Below are 18,915 nucleotides of genomic sequence, written 5' to 3'. Positions count from 1 at the left end.
ATGATCTACTCAATGATTAGAGCAAATGGCTAGAAACAGATGTCCAAGGAAGGCCACGTGGCATGCAATCGTTCTAAGTAACTCAACTGAAGTCAACAGGCGCTAGATAAACGCTAAGCTGAGAAAGCCCTGCGGCTATGATTTCGTTCAAACCCAACTTAACTCAGGCGTTGCAGAATGAAATCCGGCTGAGAGCTATGTTAAATTTATTGACAGACATAATACTCTTGGAACTTTTGTTTCATGTTTACTAAACAGGTAACCGACTCAAAAGCATACCAGTGGTTTGAGGAACGCCTAGAGATTCAGGCGCTTGCCGACGACATCAGCAGCAAGTATGTGCCCCCTCACGTCAATATCTTCTATTGCTTGGGTGGAATTACCCTAACTTGCTTCTTGATCCAGTTTGCCACTGGTTTTGCCATGACCTTTTACTATAAGCCGACAGTAACGGACGCCTTTGCATCGGTGCAATATCTGATGAATGAGGTGAACTTTGGCTGGCTAATTCGCTCTGTGCACCGCTGGTCTGCCAGCATGATGGTGTTGATGATGATTCTGCACGTGTTCCGGGTGTATCTGACGGGTGGGTTCAAGAAGCCCCGTGAGTTAACCTGGGTGACGGGCGTGATTCTCGCTGTGATTACCGTTTCGTTCGGCGTTACCGGCTACTCGCTTCCTTGGGATCAAGTTGGTTACTGGGCGGTCAAGATTGTATCGGGCGTCCCCAGTGCCATTCCGGTGGTAGGTGATCAAATTGTGGAACTGATGCGCGGTGGTGAAAGCGTGGGTCAAGCCACACTGACCCGCTTCTACAGCTTGCATACCTTTGTTCTGCCTTGGTCGATCGCGGTCTTCATGTTGCTGCACTTTTTGATGATCCGCAAGCAGGGAATTTCTGGCCCGTTGTAGAGTAACGAGGGTATTAGTAGCTAGAGCCACAGTTCAGTCGCTTGGGCTTGAGCTAGGCTGTAGTAACTCAAATCTCCTCATTTCCTCTATTCTTTTAACTATTACTCGTTTGACTTCCAGGCTTTTAAGGAGAGCACTCAGTCATGCCAACCCTCAAGAAACCGGATCTTGCCGATCCAGTCTTGCGCGAAAAACTGAAGAAGGGCATGGGACACAACTACTACGGTGAACCCGCTTGGCCCAATGATCTTCTCTATGTTTTCCCCGTTGTCATTGCGGGAACGATCGCTTGCTGCGTTGGATTAGCAGTTTTAGATCCTGCGTTAGTCGGTGAACCTGCTGACCCCTTCGCCACTCCCCTAGAGATTTTGCCAGAATGGTATCTCTATCCGGTCTTCCAAATTCTGCGTATCCTTCCCAATAAACTATTGGGAGTTGCCTGTCAGGCTGCCGTCCCGCTGGGCTTGATGCTCGTTCCATTTATTGAAAGCGTCAACAAGTTTCAGAATCCCTTTCGTCGCCCTGTCGCTACCACTGTCTTCTTGTTTGGAACCGTGGTGACGCTCTGGCTCGGTATCGGTGCAACCTTCCCCATCGACAAGTCTTTAACGCTTGGCTTGTTCTAAGGGTATTTCCATCAGTGGTTCCAGCACTCCATAGCGCTCAGTTAGCTGGAATTGACTACGATTCGATTGATTGCCTGTTCGTTTAACACCTGGTTTGACTGGGTAGGTCAATATTAATTAAACGCCCGGATTAATCTTTCGCGGATGGTTGAGCCTCTTCGAAAGATTTTTCGGGTGTTGTTTTTTACCACAGCGCTAGATTGCTATAACAATCCTAAGTTTCTCAAGGCATCTTCGGCCGCCTGTTTTTCAGCATCCTGCTTTCTACGGCCCTTCCCTTTGCCGTAACTAGAACCGCCAAGTCTCACTTCCGCTGTAAATTCTTTGGCATGATCGGGCCCAGTTTGATCAGTGATGACGTACTGTGGATTTTCTCCATAGGTTGCTAACGCCCACTCTTGAAAGCAGCTTTTGGCATTCACTGTGGGGGGGAGCAAATCCCATTTATCTAAAACACTTGTAAACAGTGGCTCTACGTAGGCTCTGACGGCGGCAATTTCTGGCCCTGTATCTAAAAAATAGGCTCCGATCACCGCTTCAAAGGTACTACTGAGCAAATTTTGATTGTGGCGACCACCGTCGCGTTCAGCACCTCGTCCCAATCGTAACTGATTGCCCAATTCGAGAAGCAGCGCAAAGTTGGCTAGTTGCTTTTCGTCAACCAACGCCGATCGTAAAGGCGTTAAAGCACCTTCTGGCTGATGGGGATATCGTTTATAAAGAATTTCACCACTGAGAAAATTTAGAACGGCATCGCCTAAGAATTCTAACCGCTCGTTGTGCTCTCCTGTATTGGGATGTTCATTGACATAGGAGCGGTGGGTCAGGGCTTGTTGTAAAAGAGTGCGATCGCGAAACAGTGGTAAATCGAACCTATAATCCATTGCAGTGTTGTCTATCAAATTGTCTATCAAAGTTTGATTAACTAATTCACCGATCCATCCACCCAGCCGTCTATCTACTCATTCGTCTACCCAGCTATCCTAGATTGTAGAAATTGAACGCCCGCTGTGGCTCAGCAGTTAACTTATGCTAAAGCAAAAATTCATTGGACTTTTGGGATGCTGTCTCACAATGTTGATGGCGACCCCCGCAGCGGCTGAAACCGTATTAGAGCGAATTCAGCGCACTGGCACCCTGACGGCCGCAACTCGCAGTGATTCGGCTCCATTTGCCTATTTTGATGAAACTGGTGAACTGGTGGGCTACTCGGTCGATTTGCTGAAATTAATTCACCAGCAATTGGAACAAGAACTGAATAAAGACATTGAACTGAATTTAGTAGAAGTGACGTTAGCCAATCGCTTCTCGAAGGTGGAAAACAACGAAGTGGATATTGTCTGTAGCACAACAACCTACACATCCAGTCGAGCTAGGCGAGTTGATTTTTCGGTGGGGTTTTTTAAAACGGGAACGCAATTTTTAGTGAAGCGTGACACCGATCGCCAAGACATGACAGAGTTTCGAGTGGGTGTGATTGGAGGCAGCACGAATGCTGAAGTAGTGCAAGGATATTTACAAATTGCCCGCTATGTAGTCCTCGATAGTCGCACCGATGGGCTGGAAGCACTCAATAATCAACGGATTGATGCATTGGTCAGTGATGGGATTTTGCTTTCAGGATTGCGACAATTAACTGGTAACCCAGAGGCTTACGAGATTCTGCCAACTGTGCCGATTCAGCCTGAAATCTATGCATGCATTGTGCCTAAAGAGAATGCTGATTTTCTGCAAATCGTTAATCAAGCGCTGCTCGGGTTTATGCAAGATTTAATCAATGATGCGCCAGGTGCTACTTCTATGTTCAACACCTGGTTTGGAACGGATGGAGCGGTGCCGATCGATCGCGAACCTTTATTTGATTTCTTTCAACGTGCGATCGAGTATTATCAACCCCAACCAGCCACCGCAAGTGAGCTTGAATCGACCACCAGCGAGTCTCAACCAGTTATTGGAGGAGATTGATCGGAGACACCTAACGGGTTTTCGATCGCTCTAGCTGTTACCGACGCTCCGGCACGCTTAAGGTTGCTCGTCGAGCCGGACGGTTGAGATTGCGCTCAATCTCAATTGCCTACCTGCACCACACTCACTGTTTCATCAATACCCTGCTCTGCTGCGGTCAACGTATTGAGCCAGCCTTGAGTCTCTTTTTCACAGGTTGTTTTTTACGCCGTTCTCCCTGCTTGCCACAACGCTCATTTCGACTCCAACTATGCTGATGCAGCAGTCCCAATGGTTCGCTATTACTCTTGATTGCTTAGCGTGCCCAATCTCGCATGATGTTGCCTGTCTAGATTACTCAACAACTTTAATTCAAACTCTCACACCCAATGTTGCTAATCCAGTCTTTATAAAACTTCTACGCACTTTTGCGTCATGGATAGTTACTAGGGGGAGGGGCCGCAGACGGTGGGATGATCTGGTGTGAATACTATTTTTAAATTCAGTATAAAATCCTCTGCTGCAATCGAGTGTTGTCAGTCAATCAGCTATCTAACTTTAGATCTCACCATCGCCTGACTTTATCTAACTGCTGCAAATGATATACCTGATACAAGCTATTCACCCGGTAATAGTTGTGAATCCCTCGACTCTCCCCTAACTCCCTCGCCCAAAAAGTGAAGGACTTCGATGCGATCGATTGCACAAGCCCTCTGTTCAGTTTTCTAAGCCTTAAGTCAATCCATTTAGAACAGGTTCAGGAACCAGACCATCATGACTGATCTAATCCACGATCGCCCCAACCTATACATTGGCGCTGGATTTGCCTTCCCACTTCAAGTCAACGCACAGGGCAGCATTCAACTCAGCAGTGACACCACTAACATTGAAGAATCGATTCGGATCATTTTACAAACGCAACTGGGCGAGCGAGTATATCGCCCCACTTTTGGGTCGCGACTATCTGAATTAACCTTTGAACCTCTCAACATTCAAACGTTGCTCGAAATTCAGCTTTGTATTGAAGAGGCGATCGAAACCTGGGAACCGCGCATTGTTCTCAAAGAAGTTCGGACTGATCCCGATCCGGCTCAGGGCAAAGTTGAAATTGAAATCTTCTATCATCCTAAACAGAGTCATAGCCTGCGCAGTTTAGTGTATCCCTTTTATCTCCAATCAGGCAAGGAATAATCATGGATTTTGATTTTTTGACCGAACTTCCCAAATCAAATCTAGACGATCGTACCTTTCGTGATCTGGTCGAAGAATGTCGCTTGCGTATTCCTCGCTATTGTCCAGAATGGACAAATTATAATCCTGGTGATCCGGGAATTACGTTCATCGAGTTATTCGCCTGGTTAACCGATCAAATGTTGCTGCGGTTCAATCAAGTGCCACGGCTCAACTACGTCACCTTCCTAGAACTGATGGGAATTCGACTACAGCCGTCTAAACCTGCTCGAACCGAACTCACCTTTTACCTCAGCAAAGCGCAGCCCTTTCCCATCACGATTAAAAGCGGCACGGAGGTTGCAACCGTTCGATCGGAAACCGAAGCTGCGATCGTATTTACTACAGATGCTGACCTTGCCATTGGAACTCCGACCACTAAGCAATTTATCACTGCCAACGTTGATCCAAATGCTGATATAAACAAGTTTCCCTCAGAGGAGGACTTTCAAACCTCCTTTCCGCATCCAGGGCCGTCGGGGGAAAACGTTGAAGAACGCCCCCTGTTTGCAAACCCTCCGCAACCCAACAACTGCTTCTACCTAGTTTTGGATGAAGCAATGGGGCAACTGGCAGGAAATGTCATTGCGCTAACGTTTTACGGTGAACCAGCCCGCAGCACGGGAATTGACCCCAACAATCCACCGTTGAACTGGCAAGCCTGGAATGGTGAAAAATGGTGTGATGTTCTTCGAGTTCCTGCCAACGATAAAACGAAAGGATTCAGTTTTGCCGAAGTGGCTCAACAGGGATTCGATCCGCTAAACGATGGAGCCGATGTGATTTTGCATCTGCCGCAAAAGCTGCCGATCGTCAGTTTGCCTTCCAGTACATCAATTCAAGCTCATAGTAGCGACAACGAGGAGCGTTACAGCGGCTACTGGATTCGCTGTGTATATCGAAAGTCTCAAGAATCTCAGCCTGGGTATAGTGTCTCTCCAACCATTGTGGGATTATCAGTTCGATCGATTGGCGGAACTGTCAATGCTAGTCATTGTGTGGTGGCGGAAGAAGAACTGCTAGGCATCAGCAACGGTAAACCAGGACAGCGGTTTCAACTGCAAAATATTCCGGTTCTGAGCCGTGATCTGGACAAGCAGGAACATATCCAAGTCAGGTCGTCTGGATACCCCGTTGAAGACTGGCAAGAGGTGTCGGATTTTTCCAGTTCTAAACCCACTGACCTACACTATACAATCGACGCAATTACGGGCACAGTGCAATTTGGGCCGCGAGTCCAGGAACCAGAGCGGCTTAAACATCGCACTCAGCAACCCGCGCAAGCTTGGGGCAGTGTGACCGATTGCAGCCCTGCAAGAGAATCCTCCATACCGCCAGCACCGTCCACCATTGAATTAGAACAGCAGTACGGCAAAGTTCCACCACCAGGTGCAGAAATTTATATGCGGCGCTATCGCAGTGGTGGCGGCACGATCGGCAATGTACAGGCGGAACGGCTCACCGTTGTCAAAACGGCCATTCCTTATGTGAAAAATGTCACCAACTATTCTGCTGCCGAGGGCGGCAAAGATGCTGAATCTTTGGCTCAAGCAGTGATGCGAGTTCCTGAACTGTTGCGCACCCGTGAAGCTGCTGTTACACCTGAAGACTTCGAGCGTTTAGCGATCCGCTCGCCAGTTGCTATCGCCCGGGCACGCTGTTTGCGCCACTATACCAGTACCAACCCTGGAACGGTATTGCTCTTGATTGTGCCTGATATCGATCGCAGCCACCAGTCCCTCACAACCCTTGCCACGAATGGACTCAATCCAGATGCTGCTCTGCACATTGAAACGCAAAAAGATACATTAAAACACTATATTGACGATCGCAAACCACTAGGCGTTCGGGTGCAGTATGAACAGCCAACTTACATCAGGGTCAAAGCTCATGTTGAAGTCATTCTGCACGATAATTATCTCAATCAATCAACTCAGGTTAAGGAACAGCTACAAACCAGGCTATTCGAGTTTCTTAATCCCGTGATTGGTGGCATTCATGGCAATGGTTGGGAGTGGGGGCGTCCTGTTTATCCCTCGGATGTAATTGCCCAGTGCCAAGCGATTGAGGGTGTGCGCTATGTTTCAACTGTCAAGCTGTTTAGCGCTCGCAAAATTGCTGAGGAGCAGTGGGAACCCCTAATTATTCCAGAACCCGTCATTCGCATCGGTGCTGATAATCTTATCTGTTCTTGGAAAGACGATTACCACCCTGAAGAGAGAGATGATAACTACCCTGAAGAGACAGGAGAACATGTGATTTATATCTGTAATTAAAAAAGACGACATTAGCTGAGGAATACTTTGATGCCACATAATGCATCAAATAGCTGGAAGCAAACAAATTAACTAACAACTGAGTTTAGGACTAAGCGTCTACTTTCTCGACCGCTCATACAGTACCGAAAAATGATAAAAATAGACTTTGTTTTTTGATTTTGCATTTTTTCATAGTTTTCCTTCTTCATCTTTTTGCCATAAAAGAACACAGCGATGACTCAAGCTACTTTTCGCGCCCCTCAAATCGCTAGCCCTCAGCCTAAGATCAACATGTCTGTCATCTCTATGCAGCTACCTGAGTGGAGTGACATGTATGAGTCCCAACAGCTTTATAAGGCAGAGAACGTTACTGCGCTCGAGCGTCCATCATTGATTCTGTATCCTGGAGAGCCTGCTGAACTGTTGGTTGAGGTGAAGAACGAAGACGAGGATGGTTTAGTTTGGGAACTGCAAGTGCAGGGAAATTTTCCACAGCATGGGGACTTCCTATCTCCAACCAACTGGTGCAATTATTCCAAGCCTTTGCTTGAAACATCCAATTCGCCAAAGTCGGTAGAAGCAAATCAGCCCGATCGGGTTCTTGAACCCACCCGATCTATCCAACAAGTGATTCGATTTCAGTTACCTGCCGATTTTTTTGAAGCTGCTTTCGCCACAAGTCAGATAATCCAACCGTTCAAACTAGACTATCAGGTGCAAATCAGGCTGTTAGCCAAGATGCAGTGGTCAGATACTTCACTAGAATTGATGAAGCAGCAAGAGATTGAGCTATATGCTCGCCCCCGCAGTTCTTACCAAAATTTCCTACCTGCAATCTATCGCGCGCATGATTTTACCAAGCGGTTTCTCAGCATCTTCGAGCAAGCTTTTGATCCGGTGGTGCAGACGATCGATACGCTTTGGGCCTATCTCAATCCGCTCACCGCTCCTGAAGCCTTGCTTCCTTTTCTGGCACAGTGGGTTGCGTGCCCGATCGATCCACGCTGGAGCCTTGAGCAACAGCGGCGTCTGATTCATGATGCGATCCCCCTCTATCGCTGGCGCGGCACTCGTAAAGGGTTACAAGCCTATTTGCATCTCTATACTGGATTGGACAACAATCAAATTGAAATTCGCGATGATACTCAGCATGGATTAGTTTTGGGACAATCTTCTCCTAAATTAGTTTTGGGTCAGTCTTCGACTGGATTGAATACTGTTTTAGGTCCAAATACGGTTCTGGGTGGGGGTCGTCCATATCACTTCATTGTGCAACTTCGCCTAAAACATGGACAGCATCTCGATCGCAACTTAATTGAAGAAATTATCGATCGAGAAAAACCTGCTTTCTCCACCTATGATTTAACAATCCACAAGCCTACAGAAGCAGCCGACTAGCGAGACCAACCGGATGAGGTCATATGCCAGAAGGCAGCGTTAATGTGAATGCTTTTCAGGGAATTCTGGGGATATGGAGCATCACATTTCAGGATCGTACAATCTTGGTTTAGTAGCGCTGTCATTTGCCATTGCCCTGCTTACCTCATATACGGCAATGGATTTGGCGGTACGAATTAAGCAAGTACAGAACTTACCGCAATGGTTAATTGGTGGAGCCACTGTCATCGGTGTTGGCATTTGGTCAATGCATTTTGTCTCGATGCTAGCTTTACACTTGCCGTTGTCAGTTAGCTATAGGGTCTCACCAACGCTATTGTCTTTGTTGTGGGCTATTTTCGCTTCTGGACTAGCCCTTTGGTTGTTGAGCCAACCTCATGCAATTGAACGATTACTGTTGGGAGGAATTTGCATGGGGATTGCCATTGCTTGGATGCACTATACAGGAATGGCTGCTATGCAACTTCAGGCAGACATTCACTATACACATTACCTGGTGGTGCTTTCAATCGGCATCGCAATTGTTGCCTCAATTATGGCTCTGTGGCTAGCGTTTCGGGCCCAAACCCTAGTCAACCACATCGTTTGGCAAAAACTGACAAGTGCAGGGGTCATGAGCGTTGCCATCACTGGAATGCACTATACAGGAATGGCAGCAACTCATTTCTTGCCAACCAATCGCCCCACAGTTTCATCTTTCTATTCCATCGATCCACTCTTTCTAGCAATCGCTATTGGTTTTGCAACCATCATCTTGCTGATTCTCAGCTTAATCATTTCAGTATTCGATCAACGCATCGCTACCCAGTTTCTGCAACAGCAAATGCTGCAAGAAAGCGAGAAACGATTCCGCATGTTGATCCGCGAGATGCAAGTTGGTGTATTGCTATTAAACGACAAGGCTGAGATCTTGATTAGCAATCAAGCGGCCGAACGACTGCTTAATTTGAGCGATCGCCAACAGTCTCCTCGGGTGTTTGGGGTAGGCTGGACGGTGTTTCGAGAGGATGGCTGTTTGTTTGCTCTGCAAGAGCTACCTGTCCAGCGATCGATTGCCGAACGTAACTCTGTGCGTGATGTGATGATGGGAATTGTATCTCCGCACAGTTCTGAAAAACGCTGGCTTTTGGTCAATGCTGAACCGTTTGCCACCACTCGTGGCACTGTCGAATTAGTTGTCTGTACCTTTAGCGATATCACAACACAGAAACGTGCAGAACTTGAATTGTTGCAAGTCGCAGAACGAGAACGGGCTTTAGCAAAAGTCATTCAACGAATGCGGCAAACGCTAGATTTGGAAACAATTTTTAGGGCAACAACCGACGAACTTCGGCAAGTCATTCAGTGCGATCGGGTGGCTGTGTATCGATTTAATCTAGATTGGAGCGGGTCATTCGTTGCCGAGTCGGTGGTGGCCGGCTGGAAACCCCTCGTTCCCGCCGCTGATACAGCCTCGATGCTCAACCAAAGAACGATCGAGCAAAAAGACTGCGCCATTGCCAAGTTGAATCAGGTAGATATCTCTATCCAAGATACGTACCTTCAAGAAACGCGAGGAGGTCGGTATCGCCATGGTGAAGGCTATCGCTGTGTTTCTAATATTTATGAAGCTGGGTTTACGGCTTGCTATATTCAGCTTCTCGAACAAATTCAAACGCAAGCCTACATTATTGTTCCGATCTTCTCTAGTAACAAGTTGTGGGGATTGTTAGCCAGTTATCAAAACACAGCCCCTCGTGAGTGGCAAGACAGCGACATTCAAATTGTGCGGCAAATTGGAACTCAGCTAGGAGTTGCTGTCCAGCAAGCTGAATTGCTCGGTCAAACCCAGCGACAAGCGGAAGAACTGGGCAAAGCCAAAGAAGTAGCTGATGCCGCCAACCGAGCCAAAAGTGAATTTTTGGCCAACATGAGTCATGAATTACGAACGCCACTTAATGCAATTTTAGGATTTGCACAACTCCTCAATGATGACTCGTCTCTTTCTAGGGAACATCAGGAGTATATCGATATTATTAATCGCAGCGGTGAACACCTTTTACGGTTAATCAATGACATTTTGGAAATGTCAAAAATTGAAGCAGGACGCGCAATTCTGCATGAAACGGTGTTCGATGTGCATCGTCTGTTGCATTCCCTTGAGGAAATGTTTCAGCTTCACGCTCGATCGAAAGGATTACAGTTGATGCTGATCTATGCTAGCAACCTACCACAATTTATCAAAACTGACGAAAGTAAATTGCGCCAAATTCTAATTAATCTGCTTGGTAATGCTATTAAGTTCACCAAAGTAGGTCATGTTATCCTACGTGTCAGTTTGATAGATGAAGAATTGGCTGCATCCGCCTTGAAGCTACACATTGAAGTTAAGGATACTGGACCTGGAATTGCCCCCGATGAACTCAAGCAGCTATTCAAGCCATTTGAGCAAACTCAATCAGGGTTTCAATCCAAACAAGGAACTGGCTTGGGGTTAGCTATTAGTCAAAAATTTGTGGCACTGATGGGTGGAGAAATTACTGTTCATAGTGTTGTGGGTCAGGGAGCTACATTTGCCCTTGATATTCATGTGCAATCAGCCCAACCATCTCCGATCGCGTATTTACCACCCCAGCGCCGTAAAGCGATCGGCCTTGCTCCCAATCAGCCTACCTATCGAGTTTTGGTAGTGGAAGATCAACCCGCTAACCGTTTGTTGTTAGTGACGCTCTTGAGTTCATTGGGATTTGAGGTAGAGGAGGCAGAGAACGGTCAGCAAGCTATTGAACGGTGGGAAGATTGGAAGCCGCACCTGATCTGGATGGATATACGAATGCCAGTGATGGATGGTTATAGAGCCACTCAGTGCATTCGCCAGAAAGAAGCAACCCAAGGATTACTGCTTCCAACACAGACAATGCCTCAACCCACAATCATCATTGCCTTAACAGCCAGTGCTTTTGAAGAACAGCGTCAGTCAATTTTGACCGCTGGTTGCGATGATTTTGTGAGTAAGCCGTTCCAAGAAGCTGATTTACTGATGAAGATGGAGCAACATTTAAAGTTAACCTATCTCTATACCGATACAATTCCAACTTGGAATACAGAAGATAATTCTAATCATGCATTAAATTCGCAACCTCAATCCCAACCTTCGATTACTACTTGGCAAGCGCCATCTTCTCAAAATTGCGACCATACACCGCATACTGATCAGACTAGTTATAGTCAAACAGAAATTGAAGCTACTATCCGAGCGATGCCGTCCGAATGGACACAACAACTCTACCATGCGGCTTCTCAAGGAAGTGATCTCCTCATTTTTAAGCTGATTGAGCAAATTCCTCTTCCATCTAAACTAGCAAGCGTGTTGGAGACATTAGCACGCAATTTTCAATTTGCTCAAATCATTGCGCTGATGGAATCAACCAACCTTCGTAAGGAACCCATAGCGTGAACCACCTTCCAGCCGCCGACATTCTAATTGTCGATGATACTCCTGAAAATCTGCGCTTACTCTCTGTCATGCTCAGCAAACAGAGCGACTGTGTTGTTCGCAAGGCATTGAGTGGACAAGCAGCGCTTGTGGCTGCTCAAACGGTTATTCCTGATTTGATTCTACTAGATATCATGATGCCAGATATGGATGGATATCAGGTTTGTCAACATTTAAAGTCAGTGCCAGCAACAGCAGACATTCCCATCATTTTTCTGAGCGCCCTAAACGAGACATTCGATAAAGTCAAAGCGTTTCAACTGGGAGCCGTAGACTACATTACCAAACCGTTCCAGTTTGAAGAAGTATTGACACGGGTTCAAACTCAACTGATGTTGGGACAGCGAAGCAGGGATATTCGGCAATTAAACGCTGAATTAGAGAAGCGAGTAGAAGAACGCACTCGACAGTTAGAAGACCTCAATCGAGAACTCATTCAGGAAATTATTGAACGCAAGCGAGTTCAGTCCCAATTACTGGAAATGGCATTTTATGACGCTCTTACCGGTTTACCCAATCGATCGTTGTTTATCGATCGATTAAATAAAGAAATAAAACATACAAGTTGCAATTCCTCGTATTTGTTTGCAGTTTTGTTTCTAGATTGCGATCGCTTCAAAGTCATCAATGATTCTCTAGGACATTTGGTTGGAGATGAATTATTAATTGCCATTGCCCAGCGCTTGCAACATTACGTGAAACAGACAGATACGATCGCACGCCTAGGAGGTGATGAGTTTGCGATTTTAATGCCAAATGTGCCAAATCTAGATAGCGCCATTCAATTAGCTCAAATGCTACTTGATATGTTTGCCTCTCCGTTTGAGATTAGACAATGGCAAGTATTTACGGGAGCCAGCGTCGGCATTGTTTTGGGACATGCAGGCTATACAAAATCCGAGCATGTGTTACGAGATGCAGACACAGCCATGTATCGAGCTAAGGCACTCGGAAAAGCTCAGTATCAGGTCTTTGATACGGCGATGCACGAAGCAGTCTTGCGTCTGCTGCAACTTGAAACCGATATGCGTCGGGCTTTGGAGGCACAGGAATTTGTGTTGCATTATCAGCCGATCGTTTCTCTGACAACGGGACACATCACTGGACTAGAGGCACTTTTACGCTGGCAGCACCCACAACAAGGATTCATTTCACCTATCGAGTTTATTCCAATTGCTGAAGAGACAGGTTTAATTCTTTCAATTGGCGAGTGGGTGATCCGCACGGCTTGCCAACAGTTACGTAACTGGCAACAACAAGGACTTGTAGATCAGCGATTTAGTGTCAGCATTAACCTATCTGCACGACAATTTGTGCAAACGAATCTCATTCAACAAATCGACCAAATTTTATTTGAAACGCAGATCAGCCCATTTCATTTAAAGTTAGAAATTACCGAGAGCAACATCATGAATAATACGAAGCTTGTTACCAGTATCTTAAAGCAATTGAAAAAGCGAAGAATCCATCTTAGTATTGATGATTTTGGCACAGGATATTCGTCATTAAGTTATTTGCAAGCCTTTCCGGCAGACAGTTTGAAAATTGACCGATCGTTTATTCAACGATTAACCAAATCCTCTGTAAACTCTGGCTTAATTCCAGCCATTATTAGTATTGCAAGAGCAATGCAAATGAGCGTTGTCGCCGAAGGTATTGAAACGCTTGAGCAATTGACGCTTCTGAAGCATTTAAACTGTGAATTAGGACAAGGATATTTATTCTCGGCACCTTTATCTATTGCAGAAACAAACGAGTTATTGATAAAAAATCCTTGTTGGTAAGCATAAAAATCAGCCCAAAGAGATAAGAAACAATAAAATACATTAGCGTAATCTTTTTAATAAATCCCTTATTGTCGAAAATATGAACATTCTGATTGATAATGAATTAAAAGCTGATATTTTGGTTGTGGACGATATTCCAGACAATGTTCGCGTCCTTTCAACAATACTCTTAAAACAAGGCTATCATGTTCGCAAAGCTATTAGTGGAAAAATGGCGCTTATGGCAATTCGTACAACCATTCCTGATTTAATTTTACTGGATATTAATATGCCTGATATGTCTGGATATCAAGTATGCCAAGAATTGAGAAACGATCGACGAACGGCTCAAATTCCGGTCATTTTCTTAAGCGCTCTTGATGATGTATTAGATAAAGTGAAAGCATTTCAAGTTGGCGGAGCCGATTATGTCACAAAACCATTTCAAATTGAAGAAGTATTAGCCCGCATTCAACATCAATTGACGATCCAGGATTTGCAAACACAACTGCATGTACAAAACGAACAACTTCGACAAGCATTAGATCACCTCAAAACAACACAAGCACAGTTAATTCAAAAAGAAAAACTGATTGGATTAGGACAGTTTGTGGCAGGAATTGCACATGAATTCAATAATCCCGTTAACTTTATTGCAGGTAATCTGTCACCTGCTGGCGACTATATTCAAGATCTATTAAAGCTCATCAAGCTATATCAAACAGAATATCCTCAACCAACGCCTGCCATTCAACAAGTAATAAATGAGATAGATTTGGATTTTTTGCTATGTGACTTAAAGAAATTGTTCGGTTCTATGCAAACTGGAGTAGAGCGAATTTGCGCGATCATTTTAGCTCTACGAATTTTCTCGCATCTTGATGAGTCCGATATTAAACCTGTTAATGTACATCATGGTCTCGATAGCACATTATTGTTGTTGAATCATCGCCTCACAATTCAAGTAACAACTTCTGCAACGACTTCAATTAAAGTAGTTAAGCACTATGGAAATTTGCCGATCGTGACCTGTTATGCGAGACAGTTAAATCAGGTATTTTTCAACTTATTGTCGAATGCCATTGATGCGCTAGAAGTAGCAAGTCAACACTATAAGCAGGTTGCCTATGAACCCACGCTCTGGATTGAAACTAAGGTGATCGATCGAGACATGATTCAAATTTCAATCAAAGATAATGGATTGGGCATTCCGGAAGCGATTCGAGCGCGTTTATTTGAACCATTTTTCACTACTAAATCGGTTGGACAGGGAACAGGACTGGGATTGCCCACTAGTTATCAAATTGTTGTGGGTAAGCACGGAGGAACGTTGACATATCACACGGCATCTGAAGGGACAGAATTTCAGATTGTTATTCCAGCCCGTAGCCCACAAGAATCATAGGACGATTAGGCAATAGGGAATACTGGCTTCGGCGATCAAAGAGCGCCACGTGTACATATCACCTTTGTGCCCTCGCCCTAAATCCCTCTCCCAAGCTTGAGAAGGAGCTTTAAAGTCTTTCTCCCCTTGCTCTGACATAGAGGAACAGGAGTTGAGGGATGAGGGCAAATGCCGCAACTTACACAGGTGACAGACTCCTAGCGCAACAGAGTAGTCCGTAGCTCTGTTTGGTGTCTAGCAATCAGTTTCATTACAGCAAAGGCTAAAATTTCTTCCAGTTTTCTCCGAATAATCTCGTAATCACTAATAAAGGATTATATTAATCCTGCTTGTTGGTTAGGAATAGAGTATGTTAGGAGATAAATTGAGGAACAATGCGCATTCGCCAGACTCGATGCAGCTTTCGCTAAACGAATTACAGTACCCGTTACACCAACGTCAACAAGATGCACTGGCAGAATGCGATCGATTGATTACACAGTTTCAAAAAGAAGCGACAGAGCATCGACGTGGGTTTCAGCGGCTGAAACTATTTGGAATTGGTTTGGCACTGACCACAACAATTTTGGCAGCATTGGCGACTAGCGATCGGTTGCGAGGTTATGAATGGAGTGTTCCAGCCCTTAGCGGCGTGGCAACGCTGTTCACAACCTTATTAGGTCAAACAAATGCTCAGAAAATTTGGATACAATCACGTGGAATTCAGCAAAAACTGCAAGCTGAAAAATTTCTGTATCTGCAAAGTGCCGGAGATTACGCTGCCATGCTGGACGAAGAAGATCAAATTCGCTATTTTTCTAAACGCATGATGGATATTTGGTCAGAACGGCAGAGCACAGCAGAACATCCCTTGACGAAGAAGATCCGCCGATCGAGTTAGTTTGCGATAAACGGATCACTATTTCTTAAGTTTTCTTAAGTTTACGTTGATTAACTTGCTTCTAGCTGTACTACCAGCATTCTTAAGCTTGCTTATAGAGGCAAGCCCGTTTTCTAGGATGCGCTGTCTTGAATCCGCAATTCGTACAGATTCCACAAGGCACCCCCGATTGACGAAAACTTGATCGGCTGTAATCGATCGCGCACGGCCGAAAAGGTAAGCGGATTAACTAGATAAATCATGGGTAAGTTCTCTTGGGTGATAATCTGAGACTGGGCATAGATCTCCCTACGCTGAGCTTCATCTAGGGTACGTGCGCCTTCAGTGTAGAGTCGCCCAATTTCGGCTTCCCAGTCAGCTACCACCCGTCCTTCGATCGGCGGTTCTCCTGGTTGTGCCGCTTTGTTGAAGTGATGGGACGCTCCATCAGGTTGCCACACATTTGCCCCACTGTTGGGTTCAATTCCCCCTGTAAAACCGAGCAAGCAGGCTTCCCAATCTAACGACGCCCGCAGCTTACCGACAACGGTATTGAACGCAAGGGGAGTGAAGTCAACCTGAATGCCGATTCGAGCTAAATCGCTTTTGATTTGTGCCCCCATAGCTTCACGAATTTTGTTACCAGAATTAGTAATCAGGGTGAAGCGCACTAAGTTACCCTCGGCATCTTGTAAACGATTGAAGGCATCATATTGAAATCCAGCTTCCAGTAAAAGCTGTTTGGCTCTTTCTGGATCATAGTCATAGATAGGTAGACCGTCTTCCGGTGATAAAAAGTAAGGACTTTGTACAGAGATCGGCGAATTTTGTAGCTCGCCCAGTCCCCGAAAAATGTTGTTCACCATCCGAGGTCGATCGATGGCATGGGCAACGGCTTGCCGAAAGGCCAGCGTATTAAACCAGCGGGACTTGATCGGACTAACGAGTGGATTACCACCCCGACTGCCTTGATTCAAGTTAAATGCTAGATAATTCGTTCCCGATGCCGGTCCACCATTGTATATGCTGAAGCCGCCCCGGTCTTCTTCTCGTTTCAACAGAGAAAAATAGTCAGGCTGAACGCTGAGAATATCCAGTCCGCCTGATCGAAACTGCACTAATGCACTATCGGTCGATTCCACTGTTTGCCACACCAGGCGATCGATATAAGGTTGGGGATTGCCCTGCTCATCCCTGCGCCAGTAATAGGGATTCCGCCGAAACACTACCCGTTGCCCTGGGCTGAAGCTTTCTAGCTGATATAAGCCATTGCACACTACCTCAGCAGGGTTTGTATCTGTCCCCCATTTGGAAAGGAACAAAAGATTGCCCTGGGCATCGGTTTGATTCACAGAGTCTCGTAGAGCATGAGCCGGCAAAATGGCTAGTCCGGTGTTACGTAAAAACGGAGCGAAGGGTTCTGGAGTAGAAAACTGAATACGGCGATCGTCTAGCTTTTGCACCGTCGGTAACGCTCCAGATTCACCAATTCGCAAAATATCGCGAATCGCCGTCGGAATGGCTTCGTTAAAGTAAAGATCGTTGTAGGTAAACACCACATCATCGGCAGTCAGCGGTTCTCCATCGGACCAACGCAACCCTTCGCGCAATGTAAAGACAATCTGCAACCCATCGGGCGATTGCTCCCACGATTCTGCCAAGGCTGGAATTATTTCACCCGTCAGGCCATCTTCCGTAACCAGCCCTTCATAGATATAACTGAAGACATTGGAAGCTTCGTTGCTGACGACATAGTTAAAGGTTTTGGGGTCGCTGATGACGCTAAAGGCCAAAGGGGGTTCGGCCGCTGTGCTCATCAACATCGGACGACAGGCAGACAAGGCAAAGGCAGCTACCCAGGTCAGTACACCCATTAACAGGAAGCTTAGCCGACGACGGTTCTTGCTCATCACTATTTCGTTTCCGTTCGATCGATGGGGTCGTGTGATTTCTGATCTTAGGTTTTGCAGCGACGATTGACCAGCGACGCCAGAAAATGCTTTCAAACTACCGCACCAATGGAACGCCAGCGAGCTTAACGGTTAACCAACGCGAGCAATGCCTGATTCGGTGGGATAGCCATAGGCTTTCCAAACGGGTAATCCACCCTGAATTTCAGACACATTCAAAAACCCAGCCGATCGCAGCTTGGCCGCCGCCGCTGCCGCTTCTTCGTCTGTATCGCCATAGACATAGATATCGCGAACAAGCTCCAAACTCACCAGCGCACGTTCAACCAATTCATTCATAGGCATGTTGATAGCGCCCATGATGTGGCTGTGATTAAACTCGCACCGGCTACGGATGTCAATGATCGTTAGGGCAGGTTCACCCCAGTCTAAACGGGCCTTCAATTCATAGACGCGCGATCGCGATGTTAATGGAGATGGAACTGGAATAAAACCAAAGCGCATACGCATTCACAGGAGAGGAAAGAACGGGTTCTCCTGCAATCTAACAAGGATGATTAAAACTTGCAAACTTTTGTTGAGAAAGGCTTTACTAAAGTTACGACTTATACTGTCTGAGCCGTAGACAAAACTATGCATGATTGTCTAGCCTCCATCTGATATAGATCATAAAGATTTTCACAGGAGACTTCCTGTTACGGAGTTTGTTTGACTCGTCTCGCTTGCTCTTTTAAATCCGCTTTGAGTTGCGCCGAAGGAGTTTCTTGAAATTCGGGCAGCCATGCTTCTTCGAGTGACGGTGATGAAACAACGTTGGAGGCTGCGTTTTCTATGGCGCTTCCTGTCAGGGCATCCTCGGTTGGTGCTTTGAGGGCGTTGTCTCGAATCACGGTTTCTTTGATGGCATTCTCAACGGCTGAACTCTGCGGCATGGTTGGGGGAAGAGGAGACACCCGATTGCCTTGCTCTAGGTGTTCTAGCTGAGACAATCGATCGCAGGCAGTTACACTCAAGACCAATCCCATTAGCCCAATGATGATAAAGCGTTGCAGCATTGGTTCTTCTCTCCTCGTCTACCTTGGGTGCAATTGCTGAATGCTCCCTTGCTTGTTGTTAAGACCGTTCTGATCAA

14 protein-coding genes are annotated in these 18,915 nt (G+C 46.0%); 10 read left to right on the top strand and 4 right to left on the bottom strand.

All coding sequences use genetic code 11. The annotated features are described in order from the left end of the window. The first annotated feature begins 243 nt into the window (after window positions 1-243). A complete protein-coding gene (gene petB / locus OXH18_RS19880) occupies window positions 244-912 on the top strand; it encodes a cytochrome b6 (RefSeq protein WP_268609205.1) in 669 nt (222 codons plus the stop codon). A 143-nt stretch (window positions 913-1,055) separates the two neighbouring features. Then, window positions 1,056-1,538, top strand: coding sequence for a cytochrome b6-f complex subunit IV (petD, locus tag OXH18_RS19875; protein ID WP_268609204.1), 483 nt, complete (start codon window positions 1,056-1,058; stop codon window positions 1,536-1,538). Between the two features lie 203 nt (window positions 1,539-1,741). Here the strand turns inward: petD and rnc are convergent, their stop codons facing one another. Continuing rightward, window positions 1,742-2,422: a ribonuclease III gene (gene rnc, locus OXH18_RS19870; protein ID WP_268609203.1), complete on the bottom strand. Its 681-nt coding sequence runs from the start codon at window positions 2,420-2,422 to the stop codon at window positions 1,742-1,744. Window positions 2,423-2,567: 145 nt separating this feature from the next. Here rnc and OXH18_RS19865 point away from each other — a divergent pair, with 145 nt between their 5' ends. The 8 genes from OXH18_RS19865 (at window position 2,568) to OXH18_RS19830 (ending at window position 15,894) form a co-directional block, all read left to right on the top strand. Next, window positions 2,568-3,503 (top strand): amino acid ABC transporter substrate-binding protein, encoded by a 936-nt coding sequence (locus OXH18_RS19865; protein ID WP_268609202.1) that lies wholly within the window; start codon window positions 2,568-2,570, stop codon window positions 3,501-3,503. A gap of 753 nt (window positions 3,504-4,256) precedes the next feature. Next, the gene (locus OXH18_RS19860) at window positions 4,257-4,673 is read left to right on the top strand and encodes a GPW/gp25 family protein (RefSeq protein WP_268609201.1); all 417 of its coding nucleotides are present in this window, start codon (window positions 4,257-4,259) and stop codon (window positions 4,671-4,673) included. Between the two features lie 2 nt (window positions 4,674-4,675). Further along, window positions 4,676-6,988 carry a putative baseplate assembly protein gene (locus OXH18_RS19855; RefSeq protein ID WP_268609200.1) on the top strand — a complete coding sequence of 771 codons (2,313 nt, stop codon included), beginning with the start codon at window positions 4,676-4,678 and terminating at the stop codon, window positions 6,986-6,988. A 216-nt stretch (window positions 6,989-7,204) separates the two neighbouring features. Beyond that, window positions 7,205-8,368: a phage tail protein gene (locus OXH18_RS19850; RefSeq protein ID WP_268609199.1), complete on the top strand. Its 1,164-nt coding sequence runs from the start codon at window positions 7,205-7,207 to the stop codon at window positions 8,366-8,368. A 73-nt stretch (window positions 8,369-8,441) separates the two neighbouring features. Next, entirely contained in the window at window positions 8,442-11,804 is a 3,363-nt protein-coding gene (locus OXH18_RS19845; RefSeq protein WP_268609198.1) for an MHYT domain-containing protein, read from the top strand. Further along, complete coding sequence (locus OXH18_RS19840; protein ID WP_268609197.1) at window positions 11,801-13,627, top strand: two-component system response regulator; 1,827 nt, start codon at window positions 11,801-11,803, stop codon at window positions 13,625-13,627. Before OXH18_RS19845 ends, OXH18_RS19840 begins: the two co-directional genes overlap by 4 nt. A gap of 82 nt (window positions 13,628-13,709) precedes the next feature. Beyond that, entirely contained in the window at window positions 13,710-15,014 is a 1,305-nt protein-coding gene (locus OXH18_RS19835) for a sensor histidine kinase (protein WP_268609196.1), read from the top strand. A gap of 349 nt (window positions 15,015-15,363) precedes the next feature. Then, window positions 15,364-15,894, top strand: a complete 531-nt coding sequence (locus OXH18_RS19830) for a DUF4231 domain-containing protein (RefSeq protein WP_268609195.1) — start codon at window positions 15,364-15,366, stop codon at window positions 15,892-15,894. A gap of 113 nt (window positions 15,895-16,007) precedes the next feature. On the opposite strand, the gene OXH18_RS19825 is transcribed toward OXH18_RS19830, so the two are convergent. The 3 genes from OXH18_RS19825 to OXH18_RS19815 form a co-directional block, all read right to left on the bottom strand. Then, entirely contained in the window at window positions 16,008-17,783 is a 1,776-nt protein-coding gene (locus OXH18_RS19825; RefSeq protein ID WP_268609194.1) for an ABC transporter substrate-binding protein, read from the bottom strand. Window positions 17,784-17,915: 132 nt separating this feature from the next. Then, entirely contained in the window at window positions 17,916-18,287 is a 372-nt protein-coding gene (locus OXH18_RS19820) for a rhodanese-like domain-containing protein (RefSeq protein ID WP_268609193.1), read from the bottom strand. A 191-nt stretch (window positions 18,288-18,478) separates the two neighbouring features. Further along, the gene (locus OXH18_RS19815) at window positions 18,479-18,838 is read right to left on the bottom strand and encodes a hypothetical protein (RefSeq protein ID WP_268609192.1); all 360 of its coding nucleotides are present in this window, start codon (window positions 18,836-18,838) and stop codon (window positions 18,479-18,481) included. Between the last annotated feature and the right edge of the window lie 77 nt (window positions 18,839-18,915).

Origin of the sequence: Thermocoleostomius sinensis A174, from assembly GCF_026802175.1 — a bacterium.
GTDB classification, from domain to species: Bacteria; Cyanobacteriota; Cyanobacteriia; order Elainellales; family Elainellaceae; genus Thermocoleostomius; species Thermocoleostomius sinensis.
The sequence above is the reverse complement of the archived record's forward strand: the minus strand, read 5'-3'. Positions and strand labels throughout refer to the sequence as shown.

Bases quoted from the DNA above. Each gene is read 5' to 3' on its own strand.
- petB (WP_268609205.1), top strand. From the start codon at position 244: ATGTTTACTAAACAGGTAACCGACTCAAAAGCATACCAGTGGTTTGAG.
- petD (WP_268609204.1), top strand. From the start codon at position 1,056: ATGCCAACCCTCAAGAAACCGGATCTTGCCGATCCAGTCTTGCGCGAA.
- rnc (WP_268609203.1), bottom strand. From the start codon at position 2,422: ATGGATTATAGGTTCGATTTACCACTGTTTCGCGATCGCACTCTTTTA.
- OXH18_RS19865 (WP_268609202.1), top strand. From the start codon at position 2,568: ATGCTAAAGCAAAAATTCATTGGACTTTTGGGATGCTGTCTCACAATG.
- OXH18_RS19860 (WP_268609201.1), top strand. From the start codon at position 4,257: ATGACTGATCTAATCCACGATCGCCCCAACCTATACATTGGCGCTGGA.
- OXH18_RS19855 (WP_268609200.1), top strand. From the start codon at position 4,676: ATGGATTTTGATTTTTTGACCGAACTTCCCAAATCAAATCTAGACGAT.
- OXH18_RS19850 (WP_268609199.1), top strand. From the start codon at position 7,205: ATGACTCAAGCTACTTTTCGCGCCCCTCAAATCGCTAGCCCTCAGCCT.
- OXH18_RS19845 (WP_268609198.1), top strand. From the start codon at position 8,442: ATGGAGCATCACATTTCAGGATCGTACAATCTTGGTTTAGTAGCGCTG.
- OXH18_RS19835 (WP_268609196.1), top strand. From the start codon at position 13,710: ATGAACATTCTGATTGATAATGAATTAAAAGCTGATATTTTGGTTGTG.
- OXH18_RS19830 (WP_268609195.1), top strand. From the start codon at position 15,364: ATGTTAGGAGATAAATTGAGGAACAATGCGCATTCGCCAGACTCGATG.
- OXH18_RS19825 (WP_268609194.1), bottom strand. From the start codon at position 17,783: ATGAGCAAGAACCGTCGTCGGCTAAGCTTCCTGTTAATGGGTGTACTG.
- OXH18_RS19820 (WP_268609193.1), bottom strand. From the start codon at position 18,287: ATGCGCTTTGGTTTTATTCCAGTTCCATCTCCATTAACATCGCGATCG.
- OXH18_RS19815 (WP_268609192.1), bottom strand. From the start codon at position 18,838: ATGCTGCAACGCTTTATCATCATTGGGCTAATGGGATTGGTCTTGAGT.